Raw genomic sequence first — 20,223 nt, forward strand, 5'->3', positions numbered from 1 at the left:
GACAGGACGCCATCCGCCATGTGGAACAACACCCGCCTCCTCAACGTCATCGCGAGCGCGCTGTATGCGCTGTTCGCGCTGGCGGCCGTGGGCGTGGGCGTGTTCTGGCTGATGCAGCGCCCGGCGTTCCAGCTGAGGCAGGTGCGCGTGCTGCCGATGGCCGGCAGCGAACTGCGCCACGTGAACGTGCCGAGCGTCCGGGCCAACGCACTGGCCAAGCTGCACGGCAACTTCTTCACGCTGAACCTGGACGATGCGCGCGCCGCCTTCGAGTCCGTACCCTGGGTGCGCCGCGCCAGCGTGCGCCGGGTCTGGCCGAACGGGCTGCTGGTGGAAGTGCAGGAGCACGAGGCGCTCGGCACCTGGGGCGGCAACGAATCCGGCAAGCTGATCAACACGTATGGCGAGGTCTTCGTCGCCAACCTCGCCGAGGCCGAGGACGATGCCGACCTGGTCGCGCTGGCGGGCCCTGAGGGCACCGAGCAGGAAGTGGTCGACAAGCTTGAAACCATGACCGAGTGGTTCAAGCCGATGAGCGCGGAGCCCGTGAGTGTGACGCTCACCGACCGCTACGCCTGGCGCGCGCGGCTGTCCAACGGCACGGTCGTCGAGCTGGGCCGCGAACTGAATGATGATGACCGCACCGCGCTGGCCGCGCGTGCCCGCCGCTTCGTGCGCGCGTGGCCGCAGGTGACCCAGCGCTGGGGCGGCCAGATCGAATACGCCGATCTGCGCTACCCGAACGGGTTCGCGGTTCGTGCAGCGGGTGTGCGCTTCCTCACCGATGCGCAGGCCGCGGTGCTGGCGAAGGGGGGCAAGCTGCCCGGCACCGGCAATGCCACGAAGGCCGACGCGAAAGCGGGGGCCGGCGCGGCCGCCAACAACAAATCGACGCGAAGCACAGAGAAAACGCGATGAGCAAGGAATACAAGGATCTTCTGGTCGGGCTGGACATCGGCACCTCCAAGGTGGTGGCGGTGGTGGCGGAGCTTCGGCCCGACGGCGCCTACGAGGTCATCGGTATGGGCCAGACCGAGTCCAAGGGCCTGAAGAAAGGCGTGGTCGTCAACATCGAGGCGACCGTCCAGTCGATCCAGAAAGCGCTCGAAGAAGCGGAACTGATGGCCGACTGCAAGATCAGCGAGGTCTTCACGGGCATCGCCGGCAGCCACATCCGCAGCTTCAACTCGAGCGGCATGGTGGCGATCAAGGACAAGGAGGTCACGCCGGCCGACGTGGCGCGCGTGATCGAGACCGCCAAGGCGGTCAACATCCCGACCGACCAGCAGATCCTGCACATCCTCACGCAGGAATTCATCATCGACGGCCAGGAGGACGTGCGCGAGCCGATCGGCATGAGCGGCATCCGCCTGGAAGTGAAGGTGCACATCGTCACCGGCGCGGTCAGCGCGGCGCAGAACATCGTCAAGTGCGTGCGCCGCTGCGGCCTGGAAGTGCACGACCTGATCCTGCAGCCGCTGGCCTCGAGCCTGGCGGTGCTGACCGAGGACGAGAAGGAGCTGGGCGTGGTGCTGGTCGACATCGGCAGCGGCACCACCGACATCGCCATCTTCAGCGAGGGCGCGATCCGCCACACGGCCGTGATCCCCATCGCCGGCGACCAGATCACCAACGACATCGCCATGGCCCTGCGCACGCCGACGCCGGATGCCGAGGACATCAAGATCCAGTACGGCATCGCCAAGCAGGTGCTGGCCGATCCGGACGAGATGATCGACGTGCCCGGCGTGGGCGACCGCGGCCCGCGCACGCTGTCGCGCCAGGCGCTGGCGGCGGTGATCGAGCCGCGCGTGGAAGAGCTGTTCTCGCTGGTGCACCAGGTGGTGCGCGAATCGGGCTACGAGGAGCTGCTCAGCAGCGGCGTGGTCCTGACCGGCGGCACCGCGATGATGCCCGGCATGGTGGAGCTGGGCGAAGACATTTTTCTCAAGCCCGTGCGCGTGGGCGTGCCCGAGTATCGCGGCAACCTGCACGAGGTGGTGAAGAGCCCGCGCTACGCGACGGTCATGGGTTTATTGCAGGAGGGCCGCGTACAGCGTATGCGCGGTCGCAAAGTCGCAGTGCAGTCCGGATCGGCTAAACAGGTCTGGACTCGCATGAAGGAGTGGTTCATCGGCAATTTCTAACTCGAACCATGGTGTTTGGCGATGTGCTCCCGGGGGGGAGCGAAGCTTGGTTTTTGTTTTGATGTTTTTTGACTCAGGAGTCAGGCGTTGCGGCGGGGAGGCTGCATCGTCTGGGAGCTGAGCATTTCTGGAGGCAACGATGGACTTCGACATGATTGAAACGGAAATGCAGGACGGCACCATCATCAAGGTGGTGGGCGTCGGCGGCGCGGGCGGCAACGCCGTGCAGCACATGATCAACCGCGGCGTGCAGGGCGTGGAATTCATCTGCATGAACACCGATGCGCAGGCGCTCAAGCGCTCGAGCGCATCGCGCGTCCTGCAGCTGGGCAACTCCGGCCTCGGTGCCGGTGCCAAGCCCGAGGTCGGCAAGACCTGCGCCGAACAGGCACGCGAGCAGATCGCCGATGCGCTGCGCGGCTCGCACATGGTGTTCATCACCGCGGGCATGGGCGGCGGCACGGGCACGGGCGCCGCACCGGTGGTCGCGCAGATCGCCAAGGAAATGGGCATCCTGACGGTGGGCGTGGTCTCCAAGCCCTTCGACTTTGAAGGCGCTCGCCGCGCCAAGGTGGGCGAGCATGGCGCCGACGAGCTCGAAGGCCATGTCGACTCGCTGATCGTGGTGCTCAACGAGAAGCTCTTCGAAGTCATGGGCGACGATGCCGAGATGGACAAGTGCTTCCAGTGCGCCGACGACGTGTTGCACAACGCCGTGGCCGGCATCGCGGAAATCATCAACGTCGACGGCCTGGTGAACGTCGACTTTGAAGACGTGAAGACCGTGATGGGCGAGCAGGGCAAGGCGATGATGGGTACGGCCACCGTATCCGGCGTCGATCGTGCGCGCCTGGCGGCCGAGCAGGCCGTGGCGAGCCCGCTGCTCGAAGGCGTGGACCTGTCGGGCGCGCGTGGCGTGCTGGTCAACATCACCGCCAGCCGCTCGCTCAAGCTGTCCGAGACTAAGGAAGTGATGAACACCATCCGCAGCTATGCCGCGGAAGATGCCACCGTCATCTTCGGTACGGTCTACGACGATGCCATGGGCGACGCGCTGCGCGTGACCGTGGTGGCGACGGGCCTGGGCCGCGCTGCCCGCAACAAGCAGCAACAGCAGCAGACCATGACGCTGCTCAAGACGGGCACCGACAACCAGCCGGTGGCCTTCGGCGGTGGCGTGGTGGGGCATACGGTGGCAGCCGCGCCGGACTACAGCAACTTCGATACCCCGGCGGTGTGGCGCAGCTCGCGCGAGTCGGCTTCGGCTCACGTTGCTGCGTTGCAGGAAAAGGGCGTCGATACGTACGACATTCCGGCGTTCCTGCGCAAGCAGGCCGACTGACCGGCGGGTCGATCCGCGCAGGTTCGATTGTCGGCGGCGGCACCCGCCGCGCGCGATTCACGGCTCCCCTCCGTGACCGCTGCGCAGCGGACAGTCTGTCGCAGAACAATCGGCGGCGCGCGACGAACCGGACACAGTCGTTGCCGCCGGGCGGGCTGGCCTCTGGCCGCCTCCCCGGAAGGGTTCACCCTGCTCGGCGGGGGTGCCCGTTCGTCGCGCCGCTTGCGGTGCGATCGCGCTGATGTGGTTGTCTCCCAGGACCGCCCGCGTGGATCTCCCACGCGGGCGGTCTCGTCTTATGATGGGAGTATCCCGCGCGCGAACTCCTGTCACGATCATGATCCAGCCCGGCCAGCCGCTGCCCGACGCGACGCTCTACGAATACTTCGAAGTGGAAAAGGACGGCTGCGCGCTCGGGCCCAATGCCTTCTCGGCAGCGGATCTGGCCCAGGGCAAGACGATCCTCATCTTCGGCCTGCCTGGCGCCTTCACGCCGACCTGCTCGGCGCGCCACGTGCCCGGCTATCTCGCCCACTACGATGCGCTGCGCACCAAGGGTGTCGACGAGATCTGGTGCGTGTCGGTCAACGACGCCTTCGTGATGGGAGCCTGGGCGCGCGCGCAGGGCACTGACGGCAGGGTTCGCATGCTGGCGGACGGCAGCGCCGAATTCACGCGCAGGCTCGGTCTCGAGCAAGACCTGTCCAAGCGCGGCATGGGCGTGCGTTCGCAGCGCTACGCCATGATCGTCAAAAACGGTGTGGTAACCGTGCTACAGGTGGAGGCCCCGGGGCAGTTCGCCGTCAGCAATGCGGAATCGATGCTGGCGCGCCTCTGACGCCACCCGCATCCCTCCGAACGGCCGAGTCCTGTCCGGCATCCCGCACCGCCGTGCGACCGATGACGCAACGGCATGGTGGCTGCGTGCTGAAATCGTGAGCAGACTATGGCAGGGCCTAACATCCCGATACAAAAGTCGTTTTGGAGGCAGGCACGTGAAAATGGTATGCTTCGGGTTATCACCTATGTAGAGTGCATAGATAAAAACAATCGAATTGGAAAGTGAGTTGAGGGCGGCCATGTTGAAACAACGCACCATCAAGTCCGTGGTCAAGACCGTCGGCATCGGGTTGCACTCGGGCCGCAAGGTGACGTTGACGTTGCGTCCGGCGGCCCCCGGCAACGGCATCATCTTCACACGCGTGGACCTGGATCCGGCCGTCGAGATTCCCGCCACCGCCAGCGCTATCGGCGACACCCGCCTGGCCTCCGTGCTGCAGAAAGATGGCGCCCGGGTGTCCACGGTCGAGCACCTGATGTCCGCCTGCGCGGGGCTCGGCATCGACAACCTGTATGTCGATGTCGACGCTGAGGAAATCCCCATCATGGACGGCAGCGCGGCCTCGTTCGTGTTTCTGCTGCAGTCGGCCGGTATCGAGGAGCAGGGCGCGGCCAAGCGCTTCATCCGCGTGATCAAGCCGGTGGAAGTGCGCGACGGCGACAAGCTGGCGCGGCTCGAGCCTTATTTCGGATTCAAGCTGTCGTTCACCATCGAATTCCGTCACCCGGCCGTCGACAAGACGGGGCAGACGTTCGAGATCGATTTCGCCGACACCAGCTACACCCGCGAGATCGCCCGTGCGCGCACCTTCGGCTTTGCCCACGAGGTCGAGATGCTGCGGGAGATCGGGCTGGCGCGCGGCGGCAGCCTGGACAACGCCATCGTGCTCGATGAGCACCGCATGCTGAACAACGACGAGCTGCGCTATGGCGATGAGTTCGTCCGCCACAAGATCCTGGATGCGATCGGCGACCTGTACGTGGTCGGCTACCCGCTGATCGCGGCCTATACGGCGCACAAGTCCGGCCATGGCCTGAACAATGCGTTGCTGCGCGCGCTGCTGGCCGATGAGGCGGCGTACGAAATCGTCACGTTCGACAAGGTGGAAGAGGCGCCGCGCGCCTTCCTGCCGCAGTTGCAGCCGGCATTCTCCTGAATCGACGCGGTGGTTGTGCCCATGAAAAAGCGCCCGAAAGGGCGCTTTTTCATCGAGGCGGCCGGTGCCGCACCACCATCTCCGCCAACGCCCGCCTGAGCGGCGAATCGGGCAGGCCGTCAGCCAGTGTCGCCAAGCTGTTGAGCCCAACTGCCGTCATCTTGGCGCGTTTGGGCGGCTTCTCGGTCTCTTGTGGCCATAAGCTGTCATTTCCGCCCTGCGGTTGTACCCGTACACGAATTGCGGTAACCTGCGATCCCCGGCGCTGCAGACGTTCCAGCAAGGTGGGTACCACCTGCCGTACGCGCGCCGCAGCTGCACTGTTTGCAGCGAGCAGCACCAACGTCGCTTCCCGGCTGTCGCGCGCATCGTTCCGGATGCCGCCGATCGCCACGCCGCCGCCCAGTCCGGGTGGCAACAGCGACAACACCTCCGCTTCCAGAGACGCCAGTTGCTTGGCCGCTTGCATCAGCGGGCCGACCGAGCCGGCACCCGTGAGCCAGTCCTGGACCGGTTTTGCCACGGGCGTCTTGAGAGCGGGATGAACAAAGATGCGCATGCCGGCATTGTAGGGCGCTTCCTTGCGCTTTCGTGCCGTCAGGCGGCTTTTTGTCCGGAAAAGAGCGATGCAGATCATCCTGATTCACCCGCGCAAGGCCGGCGCGGTGCACCTGTCCCGCCGCCAGTTCGCGGTGGCCATGGGCGCGGCGCTGCTGGCCGTGGCGGCGCTGTCGGGCGGGGCGACCTGGCTGGCGGTCAAGCGCGGCCTGGTGCCCGGCGCAACCGCGGCCGCCAGCACCGAGGCCGACAAGCGCATTACCCGCGAAAACCTCAACCTGATGGCCGCGCGCATCGGCGAAATGCAGGCGCAGATGGTGCGCCTCGATGCGTTGGGCGCCCGCGTTTCAGGGCTGGCCGGCGTGCCGCCGCGCGAGTTCGACTTCAAGTCGATGCCGGGGCGCGGCGGACCGCAGGGAGCCGTCTCGCGCTCGCTGTCGATGCCGGAGATCCAATCCGAACTGGACCGCCTGACCCGCTCGGCCGACCAGCGCAACGACTACCTGAGCGTGCTGGAGTCCACCCTGATGGACCGCCAGATCCACGCCAAGATGATGCCGACGGTGCGGCCGGTTGCCACCGGCTACGATTCGTCGGGCTTTGGGGTGCGCATCGATCCGTTCACGGGCCGGCGCACCCAGCATGACGGCGTCGACTTCGTCGGGCCGGTCGGCACACCGATCGTGGCCGCCGCCGGCGGGGTAGTGGTGGCCAGCGAGTATCACCACGAGTACGGCAACATGATCGACATCGATCACGGCAATGGCCTGAAGACCCGGTATGCCCATGCCTCCAAGGTGTTCGTGAAGGTCGGCGACATCGTCAAGGCAGGGCAGCGGATCGCCCTGATCGGCCGCACCGGCCGCGCGACCGGTCCGCATCTGCACTTCGAGGTGCACGTCAACGACGTGCCGCAGAATCCGGTCGCATTCCTGGAGAACGCCGGCCAGCCAAAGATGGCGGTGGACAAGGATGCCGGCCCACAGATGGCCGCCGCCGATATCGGCAAGAGCCTGGCCGCCGCCGGCCGTTGACGGCCAGAGTTGCAGCCGGGCGGCCCGTCCCCAACTGCACCGGGATGTGGCCGCGCTGGAGTGCGGCGTTCCTGCCACATCCGGCCGGTCGGCCGCCATCAAGGCGAGGTTTGGCACATGCTAAACTCCCGCCTTTGCGCCAACCCTTTTCGGGCCGTTGCGCCGCCTGCGTTTCGCGTTCGTTCCGCGATCCTTCCGACGGGTGGCACGCCGGTCCCTGCCATCGATGATCACGGGCCTTCTCAAGAAGATTTTCGGCAGCCGCAACGAACGGCTGATCAAACAGTACCGCCGCAAGGTGGTGCAGATCAACGCGCTCGAACCCACGTTCGAGGCGCTTTCCGATGCCGAACTGCAGGCCAAGACCCAGGCATTCCGCGAGCGCTTCGCCAAGGGCGAGACCCTCGATGCGCTGCTGCCCGAAGCATTCGCCGTGTGTCGCGAAGCCAGCAAGCGCGTGATGAAGATGCGCCATTTCGACGTGCAGCTGATCGGCGGCATGGTGCTGCACGATGGCAAGATCGCCGAAATGCGCACTGGCGAAGGCAAGACGCTGACCGCCACGCTGGCGGTCTACCTGAATGCGATCGCCGGGCTGGGCGTGCACGTGGTGACGGTCAACGACTACCTGGCCCAGCGCGATGCCGAATGGATGGGCAAGCTCTACAACTGGCTGGGCCTGTCGGTCGGGGTCAACCTGACCACCATGGCCCACGATGAGAAGCAGGCCGCCTACGCTGCCGACATCACCTACGGCACCAACAACGAGTTCGGCTTCGACTACCTGCGCGACAACATGGTGTACGACGACAGCCAGCGCGTGCAGCGTCCGCTGAACTACGCCATCGTCGACGAGGTGGACTCGATCCTGATCGATGAAGCCCGCACGCCGCTGATCATCTCCGGGCAGGCCGAGGACCACACCGACCTGTATCGCCGCATGAACAGCATCCCGCCGCTGCTCACGCGCCAGATCGGCGAAGAGAAGGCCGACGGCACCGGCGTCGAGAAGCCGGGCGACTACTACGTCGATGAAAAATCCCACCAGGTCTACCTGACCGAAGCGGGGCACGAGAAGGCGGAGCAGATCCTGCTGCAGGCGGGCCTGCTGGCCGAGGGCGAATCGCTGTACGCGCCGCAGAACATCACGCTGATGCACCACCTGTATGCCTCCCTGCGCGCGCACAGCCTGTTCCACCGCGACCAGCACTACGTGGTGCAGGGCGACGAGGTGATCATCGTCGACGAATTCACCGGCCGCCTGATGCAGGGCCGCCGCTGGTCCGACGGCCTGCACCAGGCCGTGGAGGCCAAGGAAGGCGTGCAGATCCAGCAGGAAAACCAGACGCTGGCGACCATCACCTTCCAGAACTACTTCCGCATGTACGCCAAGCTGGCGGGCATGACCGGCACGGCCGATACCGAAGCCTACGAGTTCCAGGAGATCTACGGCCTGGAGACGGTGGTGATCCCGACCAACCGGCAGGCCCAGCGCAAGGACCTGCAGGACCAGATCTACAAGACTTCGAAGGAGCGCTACGACGCCGTCATCCGCGATATCCGCGACTGCTTCGAGCGCGGCCAGCCGGTGCTGGTGGGCACGACTTCCATCGAGAACTCCGAGCTGCTGTCGCACCTGCTGAATCAGGCCCAGCTGCCGCACCAGGTGCTCAACGCCAAGCAGCACGCGCGCGAGGCCGAGATCGTCGCGCAGGCCGGCCGGCCCAAGATGGTCACCATCGCCACCAACATGGCGGGCCGTGGTACCGACATCGTGCTGGGCGGCAATGTGGAAAAGCAGGCCGGCTTCGTGATGGCCGACGAATCCCTGTCGGACGAAGAGAAGGCCAGGCGCGTCACGCAACTGCAGGACGAGTGGCAGTCGCTGCACGAGCAGGTCAAGGCCGCGGGCGGTCTGCATATCGTCGGCACCGAGCGCCATGAGTCGCGCCGGATCGACAACCAGCTGCGCGGCCGCGCCGGCCGCCAGGGCGATCCGGGCTCGTCGCGCTTCTACCTGTCGCTCGACGATCAGCTGCTGCGCATCTTCGCCGGCGATCGCGTGCGCGCCATCATGGACCGCCTGAAGATGCCGGAAGGCGAGCCGATCGAGGCGGGCATCGTCACGCGCTCGATCGAGTCCGCGCAGCGCAAGGTCGAGGGCCGCAACTTCGACATCCGCAAGCAACTGCTGCAGTACGACGACGTGGCCAACGACCAGCGCCGCGAGATCTACAAGCTGCGCAACGAAATTCTCGAAGCCGTCGACGCGGGCGATCTGGTCAAGAACCTGCGCGAATCCGTGTTCGCCGAGCTGTTCCGCGCCTACGTGCCGGCCGAGTCCATGGAAGAGCAGTGGGATCTCGCCGGCCTGGAGAAGACGCTGCGTGACGACTGGGGCGTCGAGGTGCCGCTGGTGAAGACGGTGGAGCAGGCGCAGTCGATCGAGGACGAAGAGCTGCTGACGCAGGTGCAGGAGGCCGTCGAGGCTGTGTATGCGGGCAAGGTGGCGCAGGTCGGCCGCGAGTCCTTTGCCGGCTTCGAGCGTTCGGTGATGCTGCAGAGCCTGGACACGCACTGGCGCGAGCATCTGGCGGCGCTGGACCACCTGCGCCAGGGCATCCACCTGCGCGGCTATGCGCAGAAGGACCCGAAGCAGGAATACAAGCGCGAGTCGTTCGAGCTGTTCGGCCGCCTGCTGGACAACATCCGCAACGAAGTGACGCGCATCATCTTCACGGTGCGCATCCAGTCGCAGGCGGAGCTGGAAGAGGCTTCCGAGCAGATCGAGGAAGACCTGTCCCAGCTGACCAACGTGCAGTACAAGCACGACGAATTCAGCGAACTGGCCGAAGTCGCCGCGGGCGATGCCGAGATCCACGGCGAGACGCCGCCCGTGCCGGCCCATCGGTCGGCCGCGGCTTCCGCCGCTGCGGCACTGGCGGGGCAGGTGCCCAAGGTCGGCCGCAACGACCCGTGCCCATGCGGTTCGGGCAAGAAGTACAAGCAGTGTCACGGCAAGCTGGCCTGACCGGCCGACTGCCGCGGGCGCCGCGCCGCGCGGCGCCGTTCGTTTCCTGTTGATTCAACGATGCCCGCATTGCGGGCATCCTCGTTTGAAAAGGTGCTCCATGGCTGTGAATCTCGTCGCGCCCGCCGCTGACTCCCTGTTGCCGATCGATGGCGTCGACCTCGGCTGGGCCGAAGCCGGCATCCGCAAGGCCAATCGCAAGGACGTGCTGCTGGTGCGCATCGCCGAGGGGGCGAGCGTGGCGGGCGTGTTCACGCAGAACCGATTCTGCGCGGCACCGGTGCAGGTCTGCCGCGAGCACCTGGCCAGCGGGCAGGGCGCGCGCGCGATTGTCGTGAACACCGGCAATGCGAACGCCGGCACCGGTGCGCCGGGCCTGGCGCTCGCACGCCAGACCTGCGAGGCGGTGGCCGGGCTGCTCGGGATTGCGCCGCAGCAGGTGCTGCCGTTCTCGACCGGCGTGATTCTCGAGCCGCTGCCGGTGGATCGCCTCATCGCCGGGCTGCCCGCGGCGCAGGCCAATGCCAAGCCCGACAACTGGCTGGCGGCCGCCGAGTCCATCATGACCACCGACACCGTGCCCAAGGCGGCATCGGGCACCTGCACGCTGTCGGGCAAGCCGGTGCGCCTGTCGGGCATCAGCAAGGGCGCGGGCATGATCCGCCCGAACATGGCGACCATGCTCGGCTTCATCGCCACCGATGCCAACGTGGATGAAGCCGTGCTGCAGGGCCTGGTGCGCCATGCCGCCGACCATTCCTTCAACAGTGTGACGGTCGACGGCGATACGTCGACCAACGATTCCTTCGTCGTCATCGCCACGGGCCGTGCCGGTACGCCGCGCATCGATTCCGAATCGCACCCCGACTACGCCGCGCTGCGCGATGCGCTCACGGGCCTGGCGCAGGCGCTGGCACAGAAGATCGTGCGCGACGGCGAAGGCGCGACCAAGTTCATGACCATCCGCGTCGAAGGCGGCCGCAGCGTGGACGAATGCCGCCAGGTCGCTTATGCGGTCGCGCATTCGCCGCTGGTCAAGACCGCGTTCTATGCGTCGGATCCCAACCTGGGCCGCATCCTGGCCGCGGTCGGCTATGCGGGCGTGAACGATCTCGACGTGGACGGCGTCAACCTGTGGCTCGACGATGTCTGGGTCGCCCGCGACGGCGGCCGCAATCCGGACTATCGCGAAGAAGACGGCCAGCGCGTGATGAAGCAGGCCGAGATCACTGTCCGCATCGCGCTCGGCCGCGGTGACGCGACCGCCACGGTGTGGACGTGCGACTTCTCGCACGACTACGTCTCGATCAACGCGGATTACCGCTCGTAAGCGACGACCGCCGCCATGTCTTCCGATCTCACCGTCCGGCTCGAGCGCTTCCTGGGCCGCCTCGAGCAATGGCTGCCGCCCGAGCTGACCGAGGCCGACTGGAAGGCGGCGGTCGCTTTCCGCTGGCGCAAGCGCCACAGCCTGTTCGGCACCATCGGCTACCTCGCGCCGATTCGTCAGCTACCGCCGATCCACTTGAGCGACCTGTACAACATCGACCGCCAGAAAGACGCGATCGTCGCCAATACGCGCCAGTTCGTGCGCGGGCTGCCGGCCAACAATGTGCTGCTGACCGGCGCGCGCGGCACCGGCAAGTCGTCGCTGATCAAGGCGTGCCTGAATGCATTCGTCGGCGAAGGGCTGCGGCTGGTGGAGGTCGACAAGGATGACCTGTCCGATCTCGGCGACATCGTGGAGCAGCTCACGGCACGCCCCGAGCGCTTCGCCATCTTCTGCGATGACCTGTCGTTCGAGGAGGGCGAATCGGGCTACAAGGCGCTGAAATCCGCGCTGGACGGCTCGGTGGCGGCGCAGTCGGACAACGTGCTGATCTACGCCACGTCCAACCGGCGCCACCTGCTGCCGGAATACATGAAGGACAACGAGACCTACCAGCACATGCCGGACGGTGAGATCCATCCGGGCGAAGTGGTGGAGGAGAAGATCTCGCTGTCGGAGCGTTTCGGGCTGTGGCTGTCGTTCTACCCGCCCAAGCAGGATGAGTACCTGACCATCGTCGCCCATTGGCTCAAGCACTTCGGCTGCAGCGGCGAGGACATCGCCGCCGCCCGGGGCGATGCGCTGGTATGGGCGCTGGAGCGCGGTTCCCGCTCGGGCCGGGTGGCCTGGCAGTTCGCGCGTGACTGGGGGGGCAAGCATGGGCGGCGGCATGTCGGCTGACACGATCACGCAAGCATCGGCCACACACACGCCGGACGGCCGCAAGATCACCGAAGTGGCCGTCGGCGTGCTGGTGCAGCCGGATGGCCGCTTCCTGCTGGCGCAGCGCCCCGAGGGCAAGCCGTACGCCGGCTACTGGGAGTTTCCCGGCGGCAAGCTGGAGTCGGGCGAATCGGTGGAGGCGGCGCTCACGCGCGAGCTGAAGGAAGAGCTCGACATCACGCTGCGCGCCTGCGAGCGGTGGCACACCATCGAGCACGACTATCCGCACGCTTACGTGCGGCTGCACTTCTGCAAGGTGACGGCGTGGGACGGTGCGTTGCGCGCGCTGGAGGGCCAGGATTTTGCCTGGCAGACGCTGCCCATCAGCGTCGATCCGGTGCTGCCGGCGACGCTGCCGGTCTTCGAGTGGATGCGCGTTGAGGCCGGGGCTAGTTGAGCCTGCCGCTGGCGCCGCCCGATTCCCCACCCGGAGCATCCGGCGGCAGGTCGTCGTCTTCCACCACGGGAATCGTGTACTGCTCGGCGGCCCAGGCGCCCAGGTCGATCTGCTTGCAGCGCTCGGAGCAGAACGGGCGGTAGCGGCTTTCGGGTGTCCAGGGCACCGGCTTGCCGCAGGTCGGGCATTTGACGGTCTTCATATTCATGGGCGACGGCTCAGAAGTTGCAGAGCTTGAGCTGGAACGGGATGTCCGCATCGACCGGCTTGGGCCGCAGATCGCCATCCTGCTGGGTGAAGCGCACCCAGAGCATGTACTTGTTGGCACTGATCTCGGGGATGAAGCCCAGCGCGGCATCGTCCAGGCGCACTTGCATCAGTTGATAGATCCGGCCGGATAGCATCTGCTGGTAGCTGCCGGCATTGGCGATCACCTTGCCGCTCTGGCCGGATTCGCGCAGCAGGCGCAGCACGATCATCGTGGCGTCGCGCAGCGGTACGAGCGGCTGCGCCCATTTGACGATGTCGGCACGGCGGCGCTCGCCGGGATGATGCTGCCATGCAAAATACGCCGGCAGGTCGAACTCGCATGTCCCGCCCGGGATGATGGCGCGGCTGCGGATGCTGGTCAGCCATTCATTGTCGGCGATCAGCTGGCCGGCCTTGCCGTGTGTGGCGGTGAGGTTACCGGACGCCGTTTCCAGCTCGGCGATCACGGCGTCGAGCGCTTCCTGGTCGATCTGCGGATTGCTGCGCAGCACGGTCAGCGTCTGGCGCTGACGGTCCAGTTCCTTGAGCAGGTCGGACTTGAGGTCGGCGCGGCCGGCCACGTCCACGATCTCGAACAGCGTGGTCAGCGCCACATGGTGCTGCAGCGGGTGTTCCTGCGTGAGAAAGAAATCCAGCCGCTCGAACAGGTCTTCGAGGCGCAGCAGCGTCCGAATGCGTTCGTTGAAGGGGTATTCGTACAGAATCAAAACTGGAGGCCCGCCTTGGATCGTACGAAGCCCGTTTGGCCTCGATCTGCCCGCATTCTATGCGAGACCCTCGCGCATCACAATGCAGCGGGATTCGAGGGCCGCTTTCAGACGCTTTCAATGCGCCCGGTAGGCGAGGTCCAGGCGGTCGATCTGGGGAAGGAGGTCGGCCAGGGCGCCGCCGTTGTCGATGACATCGTCGGCCACCGCCAGGCGGGCTTCGCGCGTGGCCTGGCGGGCGACGATGGATTCGACCAGCGCGCGCGGCAGGCCGTTGCGGGCGATCACGCGCGCGATCTGCGTCTCGACCGGACAGTCGATCACCAGGATGCGGTCGACCAGCGCGCGCCAGCTGTGATGTCCGCTCAGGGACTCCACCAACAGGGGGACCACGTAGACCAGATAAGGGCAGGCATCCGAAGCCTGCGCCGCCGCGCCGCGTGACAGGCTGATCTCGCGGATCAGCGGGTGCGTGATCCGCTCCAGGCGGGCCTTGGCGGTGGCGTCGGAGAAGGCGAGGGCGCGCATGGCGTCGCGGTCCATGGCGCCATCGGCGCGCAGGATGCCGGGCCCGAAGGCTTCGACCAGCTTCGGGATGGCCGCGCCGCCCGGTGCGGTGATCTCGTGCGCGATGGCGTCGGTGTCGACGACCGCGGCACCCCGTTCGGCAAGGCGCTCCGCAACGTAGCTCTTGCCGCTGCCGATGCCGCCGGTCAGGCCGATCACGCGCATGCCGGCAGCCTCTTACCGCGCCAGCAGTGGCGCGAGCCCCGTCAGCGCCACCAGTTGCGGGCCGGCCAGCAGCGCGATCACGCCGGCACCCGCGATGAACGGGCCGAACGAGAACGGCGATTCGCTCGTGGCGCCGCGCGCGATGCGCACCACCCCGAACACCAGGCCGACCACCGACGACAGCAGCACCAGCAGCGGCAGCGCCTGCCAGCCGAACCAGGCGCCCAGCGCGCCCATCAGCTTGAAGTCGCCGTAGCCCATGCCTTCCCGGCCGCGCAGGAGCTTATAGGCCCAGTAGATGGCCCACAGGAACAGATACCCCGCCGTCGCGCCGATTACCGCGTCCGGCAGCCGCGCGAACATGCTGAACAGGTTCACCAGCAGGCCGAGCCACAGCAGCGGCTGGGTGATGGCATCGGGCAGGAGTTGCGTGTCGGCGTCGATCATCGAGCCGGCGATCAGGAACCACAGCAGCGCGGCCGAGGCCACCGCTACCCAGGTCGGTCCGAAGTGCCACAGGCAGGCGCCGGTCAGTACGCCGGTCACCAGCTCCACGGCGGGATAGCGCCAGGAGATGGGGGTCTTGCAGGCGCTGCAGCGGCCGCGCAACGCCAGCCAGCTCAGCACCGGGATGTTCTCGACCGCCTTGATCTGGTGGCCGCACGACGGGCAGGCCGAGCGCGGCACGACCAGGTTGTACGGCTCGGGATGCGGCAGCGGTTCGTTGCGCAGCTCGGCGATGTAGTTGGCCTCTTCGCGCTCGATCATGCGCGGCAGGCGGTGAATCACCACGTTGAGGAAGCTGCCGACCAGCAAGCCCAGCAGCGTCCCCGCGCCGATCACGAACCACGCCGGCAGTTGCGCCAGCGTGGGAATGACGAACATTCCGGGCATCATCAGACCACTTGGCCCAGCTTGAAGATCGGCAGGTACATGGCAACCACCATGCCCCCGATCAGCACGCCCAGGATCACGATGATGAGCGGCTCGATCAGGGCGGAGATGTTGGCCACCGCGTCATCGACCTCGCGCTCGTAGAATTCGGCCACCTTCAGCAGCATGTTGTCCAGCGCGCCGGATTCCTCGCCGATCTGCGTCATCTGCAGCACCATGTTGTCGAACACATGGGTCGCCTGCATGGCGTTGGTGAGGCTGGTACCGATGCGCACCGCCTGCTGGATCTCCATGGTGGCGTCATAGTAGACCCAGTTGCCGGCGGCGCCCGCGACGGATTCCATCGACTCCACCAGCGGTGTCCCGGCCGAGAACATGGTTGCCAGCGTACGCGTCCAGCGCGCGATGGTGGCCTTGCGGATGATGCTGCCGAAGATCGGCATCTTCAGGATGGCCTTGTGCGTGTTGCGCTGCACCTTCTCCGAGCGCTTGAAAGCCCGCACATACAGGAAGATGCCGACGACGGGCGTGAAGATGATGATGTACCACCACTTCACGAAGAAGTCCGAGATGCCCATCACCACCAGCGTCGGGGCCGGCAGCGTGGCGCCGAAGCTGGCGAACACGTTCTTGAACGCCGGCACCACGAAGATCATCAGCACCACCGTGACCAGGAAAGCCACCGTCAGCACCGAGATCGGATAGATCATGGCCGACTTGATCTGCGCCTTCAGCGCGATCGACTTTTCCATGTACATCGACAGCCGCTCGAGCAGCGCGTCGAGAATACCGCCCTGCTCACCGGCGTCGATCAGGTTGCAGTACAGCGAATCGAAGTGCTGCGGATGGCGGCGGAAGGCCTGCGCCATGCTGCTGCCCGACTCGATGTCGACACGGATTTCCGTCAGCAGCTGGGTGAAGTTCGGGTTGGCGTGCCCGCGCGCGATGATGTCGACCGATTGCAGCAGCGGCACGCCCGCTTTCAGCATGGTCGACAGCTGGCGCGTGAAGTAGGCGATGTCCTTGGGTACGATCTTCTTGCCGCGCGCGGCACGCCGACGCTTGGACTTGGTGATCGACAGCCCTTGCTTGCGCAGCACCGCATTGACTTCGGTGATGCTCTCCGCCCGCATCTCGCCCTTGAAGATCTTGCCTTTGCGGTCCTTGCCTTCCCACTCGAAGATGTACTGCGTGGGCGCCTTCGTGGCGGCGGTCTTGCGTGCCGATGCGGCGGCGGACCGGTTCGCGGTCGGTGCTCGTGTGGCCATGTTTGGTTCCTACCCCCCGGTATGGGAACGATTGATCGAGAAGGTTACTGGTTGGTCGTGGCCAACACTTCCTCAAGGGAAGTCAGCCCCTGCTTCACTTTCCGCAGGCCGGAATCGCGCAGCGAGAGCACGCCTTCCTTGCGCGCCTGTTCGGCGATCTGCAGCGCCGTGCCGTGGGCGAGGATGATCTCCTGGATCGCCTCGGTGATCGGCATGACCTGGTAGATGCCGACCCGGCCCTTGTAGCCGCTGCCGTTGCATGCCTCGCAGCCGACCGGATGGTACGGCTGCCACGAGCCGTCCAGGTCTGCTTCCTTGAAGCCCGCGTCCAGCAGCGTTTCCTTGGGCAGCGGACCCGGCTTCTTGCAGGCCTTGCACAGGCGCCGCCCCAGACGCTGCGCCGTGATCATCAGCACCGACGATGCGATGTTGAACGGCGCCACGCCCATGTTCATCAGGCGTGTCAGCGTGGTCGGCGCGTCGTTGGTGTGCAGCGTGGAGAACACCAAGTGGCCGGTCTGCGCGGCCTTGATGGAGATGTCGGCGGTTTCCAGGTCCCGGATTTCGCCCACCATGATGATGTCGGGATCCTGCCGCAGAAAGGACTTCAGCGCCGCGGCGAAGGTCAGCCCCGCCTTGTCGTTGACGTTGACCTGGTTGATGCCGGGCAGCTGGATTTCCGCCGGGTCTTCCGCGGTGGAAATATTGATGTCGCCCTGGTTCAGCCTGTTCAGGAAGGTGTACAGCGACACCGTCTTGCCGCTACCGGTCGGGCCGGTCACCAGCACCATGCCGTAGGGGCGCTTGATCACGTCCAGCAGGAGCTGCTTCTGCTCGGGCTCATAGCCGAGCTGGTCGACATCGAGCCGCTCGGTCGAGGACTCCAGAATCCGGATCACGATCTTCTCGCCGAAGAGCGTCGGCAGCGTCGACACCCGGAAGTCGATGGCGCGCTCGACCATCTCCTTGTTGTCCTTGTCGTTCTTGTCTTTCGGAACGGTGATCAGGAGCTTCATGCGGCCGTCCTGCGGCACGCGCTTTTCCGATATGTCCAGGCGCGACAGCACCTTGATGCGGGTGGCGATCTTGTCGCGGATGTCCAGCGGCGGCTGCGCGACCTGCTCGAGGATGCCGTCGATGCGGAAGCGCACGCGGTAAAACGTTTCAAACGGCTCGAAATGCAAGTCGGAGGTGCCGCGCAGCAGCGCCTCGGTAAACAGCTTCTGCAGGAAGCGCACCACCGGCGCATCGTCGATGCCGTCGGTCGGGGTGCGGCGGACCGCCGCGGCCGCACCCGGGTCGTATTCGATCTGCGTGGTTTCCTGCTTGGGGATGAGCGACTTGATCTCGGCCGGTGCCTCGTTGGAGAGGCTCAGCTGGCGCACCAGCTTGTCGTGCTCGACGATGACCGTCTCGATCGCCACGTTCATCTTCTGGCGCAGTTCCTCGAGCGGCTTGGGGTCGCTCGGGTCCGAAGTGGCCACGATGATGCGGTTGTCACGCCGGCCCAGCGGCAACAGGCGCAACTGCTGAAAATGCCTGTTGGCCGACAGCACGGGCGGCACGGTGTCGAGCTTGTATTGCGCCAGGTCCAGCAGCGGCATCTGGTATTTGCCCGCCACGAAGACGGCGAGATCATGAGCGCTCATGATGCCGCTGCTCACCAGTTCGTCGATCAGCTGCGTGCGCTTTTCGCGGGCGCTTTGTTCCAGCTGGGCGAGTAATGTCGGCGCAATTCGCCGGCTCTGCGCAAGAGAGAGTCCGAGAGTCATGAGTCCGTCTGGCTGACCATCCAGCGCGCGCCCGGTCCCACTACCGGATCGCCCGCCCGCCCCCCGAGGCGAGTTGTTGTGTTTTTGGCTGTCGGCGCTCCACCCGTTCGTGGGGGGTGGGGCCCGGAATCGGGGCAGTTTGCCGACCGCCCCGCGATTTGTAAAGCACGCTCAGAAGTGACACGTGCATTTGTGCCACATCGGCAGAAAGTGGCGCGGTCTGAAGCGCTTGGCGCCGCGGGTGCCATCAACTGCGCTTTTGCCCCGCGGCGGGCCGGTGCAGGCGCACGGTGCGGATCGACTGGCTGTCCATCTGCACGATGTCCATCACGCATCCGGCGATTCGTACGCTGACCGGAGCCTCGGGAATTTCTTCCAGTACTTCCAGCACCAGGCCGTTGAGCGTTTTCGGTCCATCGGTCGGCAGTTGCAGGCCCAGGCGGCGGTTCAGGTCGCGCAGCGACATGCCTGCGTCGGCCAGATAGGCGTCCTGTGCATCCCAGGCCAGCTTGCCGGCGTTCGGCAGCGTGGTGGTGAACTCGCCGATCATCTCCTCGATGATGTCTTCCAGTGTCACCAGCCCCAGCATGTCGCCGTATTCGTTGATCACCAGTCCGATGCGCCGCCGGTTTTCCTGGAAATACTGTAGTTGCCGGAACACCGGCGTGCCGCTCGGCACGAAGTAGGGTTTGGCCAGCAGGCTGCGGAAATCGTCGTGGATGAGCTCCGCATGGCCCAGCAGCGACAGGGCCTTGCGCACGTGCAGGATGCCGAGCACCTGGTCGGTGTCCTGCTCGAACACGGGGAGCTTGTTGTGGTAGCAGGTCTCCAGCTGCTGGATCACCTCTTCGATGGGCCGCGACAGGTCCAGTGATTCCACCCGCGCGCGCGGCGTCATCACGTCGTCCACGGTGATGGCGTCCAGGTCGAACAGGTTGAGCAGGATGCTGCGGTGCTTGTGCGGAATGAAATTGCCCGATTCCAGCACCAGCGTGCGCAGCTCCTCGGCCGACATCCTTTGCTCGGGCGCCTGGCGCGGGTTGATGCGCACCAGCCGCAGCAGCACCGTGACGAACGCATTGACGACGGTCACCAGCGGTGTCGCCAGCCTCAGCAGTGGCGCGATGATGAAGCTGGCCGGAAACGAGATCCGCTCGGGATACGTCGCGCCGGCGATTTTCGGCGCGATCTCGCAGAACACGATGATCAGGAAGGCGACGATGGCCGTGGCGATCGACAGCGTGGTGCCGCTGTTGCCGAAGTAATGGATGGCCAGGTTGGCGATCAGCACCGGCACTGCGGTATTGATCAGGTTGTTGCCGATCAGGATCAGCGACAGCAGCTTATCGGTCTGGCCCAGCAGGCCCTGCGTGCGGCGCGCGCCGGCGACGTTGGATTTGGCGAGGTGGCGCAGGCGATGGCGGTTGAGCGCCATCAGGCTGGTCTCGGAGATCGAGAAGAAGGCGGAGCAGCACAGCAGCAGCACGACGGCGCCGAGCTGCGCCCATAACGGCCAGGAGTCCAAGGCGGATGTGCAGGAGCAGGGAAGCGCCCACTATAGCAGAGGGGTTTGCCGTGCCGATGGCATGCGGCAGCCCATTGCCGGCCGGGCGGCATCCCGTCCCGTGAGGGACTGTGCGGAAGATGCTGGAACTTTCTGATGCGGCGTCGGACCTCGTGCCGCGAGGACAACCAGAATGCGAGAAATTGGTCGGGGTGAGAGGATTCGAACCTCCGGCCTCTACGTCCCGAACGTAGCGCTCTACCAGGCTAAGCTACACCCCGATGCTTCTTCGCAACTT

18 protein-coding genes and 1 tRNA gene are annotated in these 20,223 nt (G+C 65.9%); 10 read left to right on the plus strand and 9 right to left on the minus strand.

Annotated features, from left to right (window positions below):
- Positions 1 to 18: 18 nt before the first annotated feature.
- The 5 genes from GO999_RS02750 to lpxC all read left to right on the plus strand — a co-directional run bounded on the left by GO999_RS02750 (position 19) and on the right by lpxC (position 5,486).
- A complete protein-coding gene (locus GO999_RS02750) occupies positions 19 to 918 on the plus strand; it encodes a cell division protein FtsQ/DivIB (RefSeq protein WP_011002747.1) in 900 nt (299 codons plus the stop codon).
- Positions 915 to 2,147, plus strand: coding sequence for a cell division protein FtsA (gene ftsA / locus GO999_RS02755; protein ID WP_011002746.1), 1,233 nt, complete (start codon positions 915 to 917; stop codon positions 2,145 to 2,147). The genes GO999_RS02750 and ftsA overlap by 4 nt, the downstream gene beginning before the upstream one ends.
- Positions 2,148 to 2,286: 139 nt before the next feature.
- Positions 2,287 to 3,489, plus strand: a complete 1,203-nt coding sequence (ftsZ, locus tag GO999_RS02760; RefSeq protein ID WP_165591153.1) for a cell division protein FtsZ — start codon at positions 2,287 to 2,289, stop codon at positions 3,487 to 3,489.
- Positions 3,490 to 3,826: 337 nt separating this feature from the next.
- Positions 3,827 to 4,327 (plus strand): peroxiredoxin, encoded by a 501-nt coding sequence (locus GO999_RS02765; protein ID WP_011002744.1) that lies wholly within the window; start codon positions 3,827 to 3,829, stop codon positions 4,325 to 4,327.
- A gap of 241 nt (positions 4,328 to 4,568) precedes the next feature.
- Positions 4,569 to 5,486, plus strand: a complete 918-nt coding sequence (gene lpxC / locus GO999_RS02770) for a UDP-3-O-acyl-N-acetylglucosamine deacetylase (RefSeq protein ID WP_011002743.1) — start codon at positions 4,569 to 4,571, stop codon at positions 5,484 to 5,486.
- Between the two features lie 49 nt (positions 5,487 to 5,535).
- On the opposite strand, the gene GO999_RS02775 is transcribed toward lpxC, so the two are convergent.
- On the minus strand, positions 5,536 to 6,045 hold the full coding sequence (locus GO999_RS02775) for a DciA family protein (RefSeq protein ID WP_016723799.1): 510 nt from the start codon (positions 6,043 to 6,045) through the stop codon (positions 5,536 to 5,538).
- Positions 6,046 to 6,112: 67 nt separating this feature from the next.
- Here GO999_RS02775 and GO999_RS02780 point away from each other — a divergent pair, with 67 nt between their 5' ends.
- The 5 genes from GO999_RS02780 to GO999_RS02800 all read left to right on the plus strand — a co-directional run bounded on the left by GO999_RS02780 (position 6,113) and on the right by GO999_RS02800 (position 12,778).
- Positions 6,113 to 7,078: a M23 family metallopeptidase gene (locus GO999_RS02780; protein ID WP_011002741.1), complete on the plus strand. Its 966-nt coding sequence runs from the start codon at positions 6,113 to 6,115 to the stop codon at positions 7,076 to 7,078.
- A gap of 226 nt (positions 7,079 to 7,304) precedes the next feature.
- Positions 7,305 to 10,109 carry a preprotein translocase subunit SecA gene (gene secA, locus GO999_RS02785; protein ID WP_019718218.1) on the plus strand — a complete coding sequence of 935 codons (2,805 nt, stop codon included), beginning with the start codon at positions 7,305 to 7,307 and terminating at the stop codon, positions 10,107 to 10,109.
- 100 nt (positions 10,110 to 10,209) lie between these two features.
- Complete coding sequence (argJ, locus tag GO999_RS02790) at positions 10,210 to 11,439, plus strand: bifunctional glutamate N-acetyltransferase/amino-acid acetyltransferase ArgJ (RefSeq protein ID WP_011002739.1); 1,230 nt, start codon at positions 10,210 to 10,212, stop codon at positions 11,437 to 11,439.
- Between the two features lie 15 nt (positions 11,440 to 11,454).
- A complete protein-coding gene (locus GO999_RS02795) occupies positions 11,455 to 12,339 on the plus strand; it encodes an ATP-binding protein (RefSeq protein WP_211906523.1) in 885 nt (294 codons plus the stop codon).
- Positions 12,317 to 12,778 (plus strand): NUDIX domain-containing protein, encoded by a 462-nt coding sequence (locus tag GO999_RS02800; RefSeq protein WP_211906524.1) that lies wholly within the window; start codon positions 12,317 to 12,319, stop codon positions 12,776 to 12,778. The genes GO999_RS02795 and GO999_RS02800 overlap by 23 nt, the downstream gene beginning before the upstream one ends.
- Here the strand turns inward: GO999_RS02800 and yacG are convergent.
- The 8 genes from yacG to GO999_RS02840 all read right to left on the minus strand — a co-directional run bounded on the left by yacG (position 12,771) and on the right by GO999_RS02840 (position 20,206).
- A complete protein-coding gene (yacG, locus tag GO999_RS02805; protein ID WP_011002736.1) occupies positions 12,771 to 12,986 on the minus strand; it encodes a DNA gyrase inhibitor YacG in 216 nt (71 codons plus the stop codon). The two genes, GO999_RS02800 and yacG, sit on opposite strands and share 8 nt — an antisense overlap.
- Before the next feature lie 10 nt (positions 12,987 to 12,996).
- Positions 12,997 to 13,755: a cell division protein ZapD gene (gene zapD, locus GO999_RS02810; RefSeq protein WP_016723794.1), complete on the minus strand. Its 759-nt coding sequence runs from the start codon at positions 13,753 to 13,755 to the stop codon at positions 12,997 to 12,999.
- Between the two features lie 117 nt (positions 13,756 to 13,872).
- A complete protein-coding gene (coaE, locus tag GO999_RS02815; protein ID WP_011002734.1) occupies positions 13,873 to 14,487 on the minus strand; it encodes a dephospho-CoA kinase in 615 nt (204 codons plus the stop codon).
- Positions 14,488 to 14,499: 12 nt separating this feature from the next.
- Positions 14,500 to 15,381: a prepilin peptidase gene (locus GO999_RS02820; RefSeq protein WP_029240316.1), complete on the minus strand. Its 882-nt coding sequence runs from the start codon at positions 15,379 to 15,381 to the stop codon at positions 14,500 to 14,502.
- A gap of 2 nt (positions 15,382 to 15,383) precedes the next feature.
- Complete coding sequence (locus GO999_RS02825; RefSeq protein WP_019718222.1) at positions 15,384 to 16,649, minus strand: type II secretion system F family protein; 1,266 nt, start codon at positions 16,647 to 16,649, stop codon at positions 15,384 to 15,386.
- Between the two features lie 44 nt (positions 16,650 to 16,693).
- Positions 16,694 to 18,421 (minus strand): type IV-A pilus assembly ATPase PilB, encoded by a 1,728-nt coding sequence (gene pilB / locus GO999_RS02830; protein ID WP_020832718.1) that lies wholly within the window; start codon positions 18,419 to 18,421, stop codon positions 16,694 to 16,696.
- A 247-nt stretch (positions 18,422 to 18,668) separates the two neighbouring features.
- Positions 18,669 to 19,946: an HlyC/CorC family transporter gene (locus GO999_RS02835; protein WP_016723792.1), complete on the minus strand. Its 1,278-nt coding sequence runs from the start codon at positions 19,944 to 19,946 to the stop codon at positions 18,669 to 18,671.
- 183 nt (positions 19,947 to 20,129) lie between these two features.
- Positions 20,130 to 20,206, minus strand: a tRNA-Pro gene (locus GO999_RS02840).
- Positions 20,207 to 20,223 lie beyond the last annotated feature (17 nt).

The organism is Ralstonia nicotianae, from assembly GCF_018243235.1.
Lineage (GTDB): Bacteria > Pseudomonadota > Gammaproteobacteria > Burkholderiales > Burkholderiaceae > Ralstonia > Ralstonia nicotianae.

Bases quoted from the DNA above. Each gene is read 5' to 3' on its own strand.
- ftsZ (WP_165591153.1), top strand. From the start codon at position 2,287: ATGGACTTCGACATGATTGAAACGGAAATGCAGGACGGCACCATCATC.
- lpxC (WP_011002743.1), top strand. From the start codon at position 4,569: ATGTTGAAACAACGCACCATCAAGTCCGTGGTCAAGACCGTCGGCATC.
- GO999_RS02795 (WP_211906523.1), top strand. From the start codon at position 11,455: ATGTCTTCCGATCTCACCGTCCGGCTCGAGCGCTTCCTGGGCCGCCTC.
- GO999_RS02800 (WP_211906524.1), top strand. From the start codon at position 12,317: ATGGGCGGCGGCATGTCGGCTGACACGATCACGCAAGCATCGGCCACA.
- GO999_RS02825 (WP_019718222.1), bottom strand. From the start codon at position 16,649: ATGGCCACACGAGCACCGACCGCGAACCGGTCCGCCGCCGCATCGGCA.
- GO999_RS02820 (WP_029240316.1), bottom strand. From the start codon at position 15,381: ATGCCCGGAATGTTCGTCATTCCCACGCTGGCGCAACTGCCGGCGTGG.
- yacG (WP_011002736.1), bottom strand. From the start codon at position 12,986: ATGAATATGAAGACCGTCAAATGCCCGACCTGCGGCAAGCCGGTGCCC.
- ftsA (WP_011002746.1), top strand. From the start codon at position 915: ATGAGCAAGGAATACAAGGATCTTCTGGTCGGGCTGGACATCGGCACC.
- GO999_RS02775 (WP_016723799.1), bottom strand. From the start codon at position 6,045: ATGCGCATCTTTGTTCATCCCGCTCTCAAGACGCCCGTGGCAAAACCG.
- GO999_RS02750 (WP_011002747.1), top strand. From the start codon at position 19: ATGTGGAACAACACCCGCCTCCTCAACGTCATCGCGAGCGCGCTGTAT.
- pilB (WP_020832718.1), bottom strand. From the start codon at position 18,421: ATGACTCTCGGACTCTCTCTTGCGCAGAGCCGGCGAATTGCGCCGACA.
- coaE (WP_011002734.1), bottom strand. From the start codon at position 14,487: ATGCGCGTGATCGGCCTGACCGGCGGCATCGGCAGCGGCAAGAGCTAC.
- GO999_RS02765 (WP_011002744.1), top strand. From the start codon at position 3,827: ATGATCCAGCCCGGCCAGCCGCTGCCCGACGCGACGCTCTACGAATAC.
- GO999_RS02780 (WP_011002741.1), top strand. From the start codon at position 6,113: ATGCAGATCATCCTGATTCACCCGCGCAAGGCCGGCGCGGTGCACCTG.
- secA (WP_019718218.1), top strand. From the start codon at position 7,305: ATGATCACGGGCCTTCTCAAGAAGATTTTCGGCAGCCGCAACGAACGG.
- argJ (WP_011002739.1), top strand. From the start codon at position 10,210: ATGGCTGTGAATCTCGTCGCGCCCGCCGCTGACTCCCTGTTGCCGATC.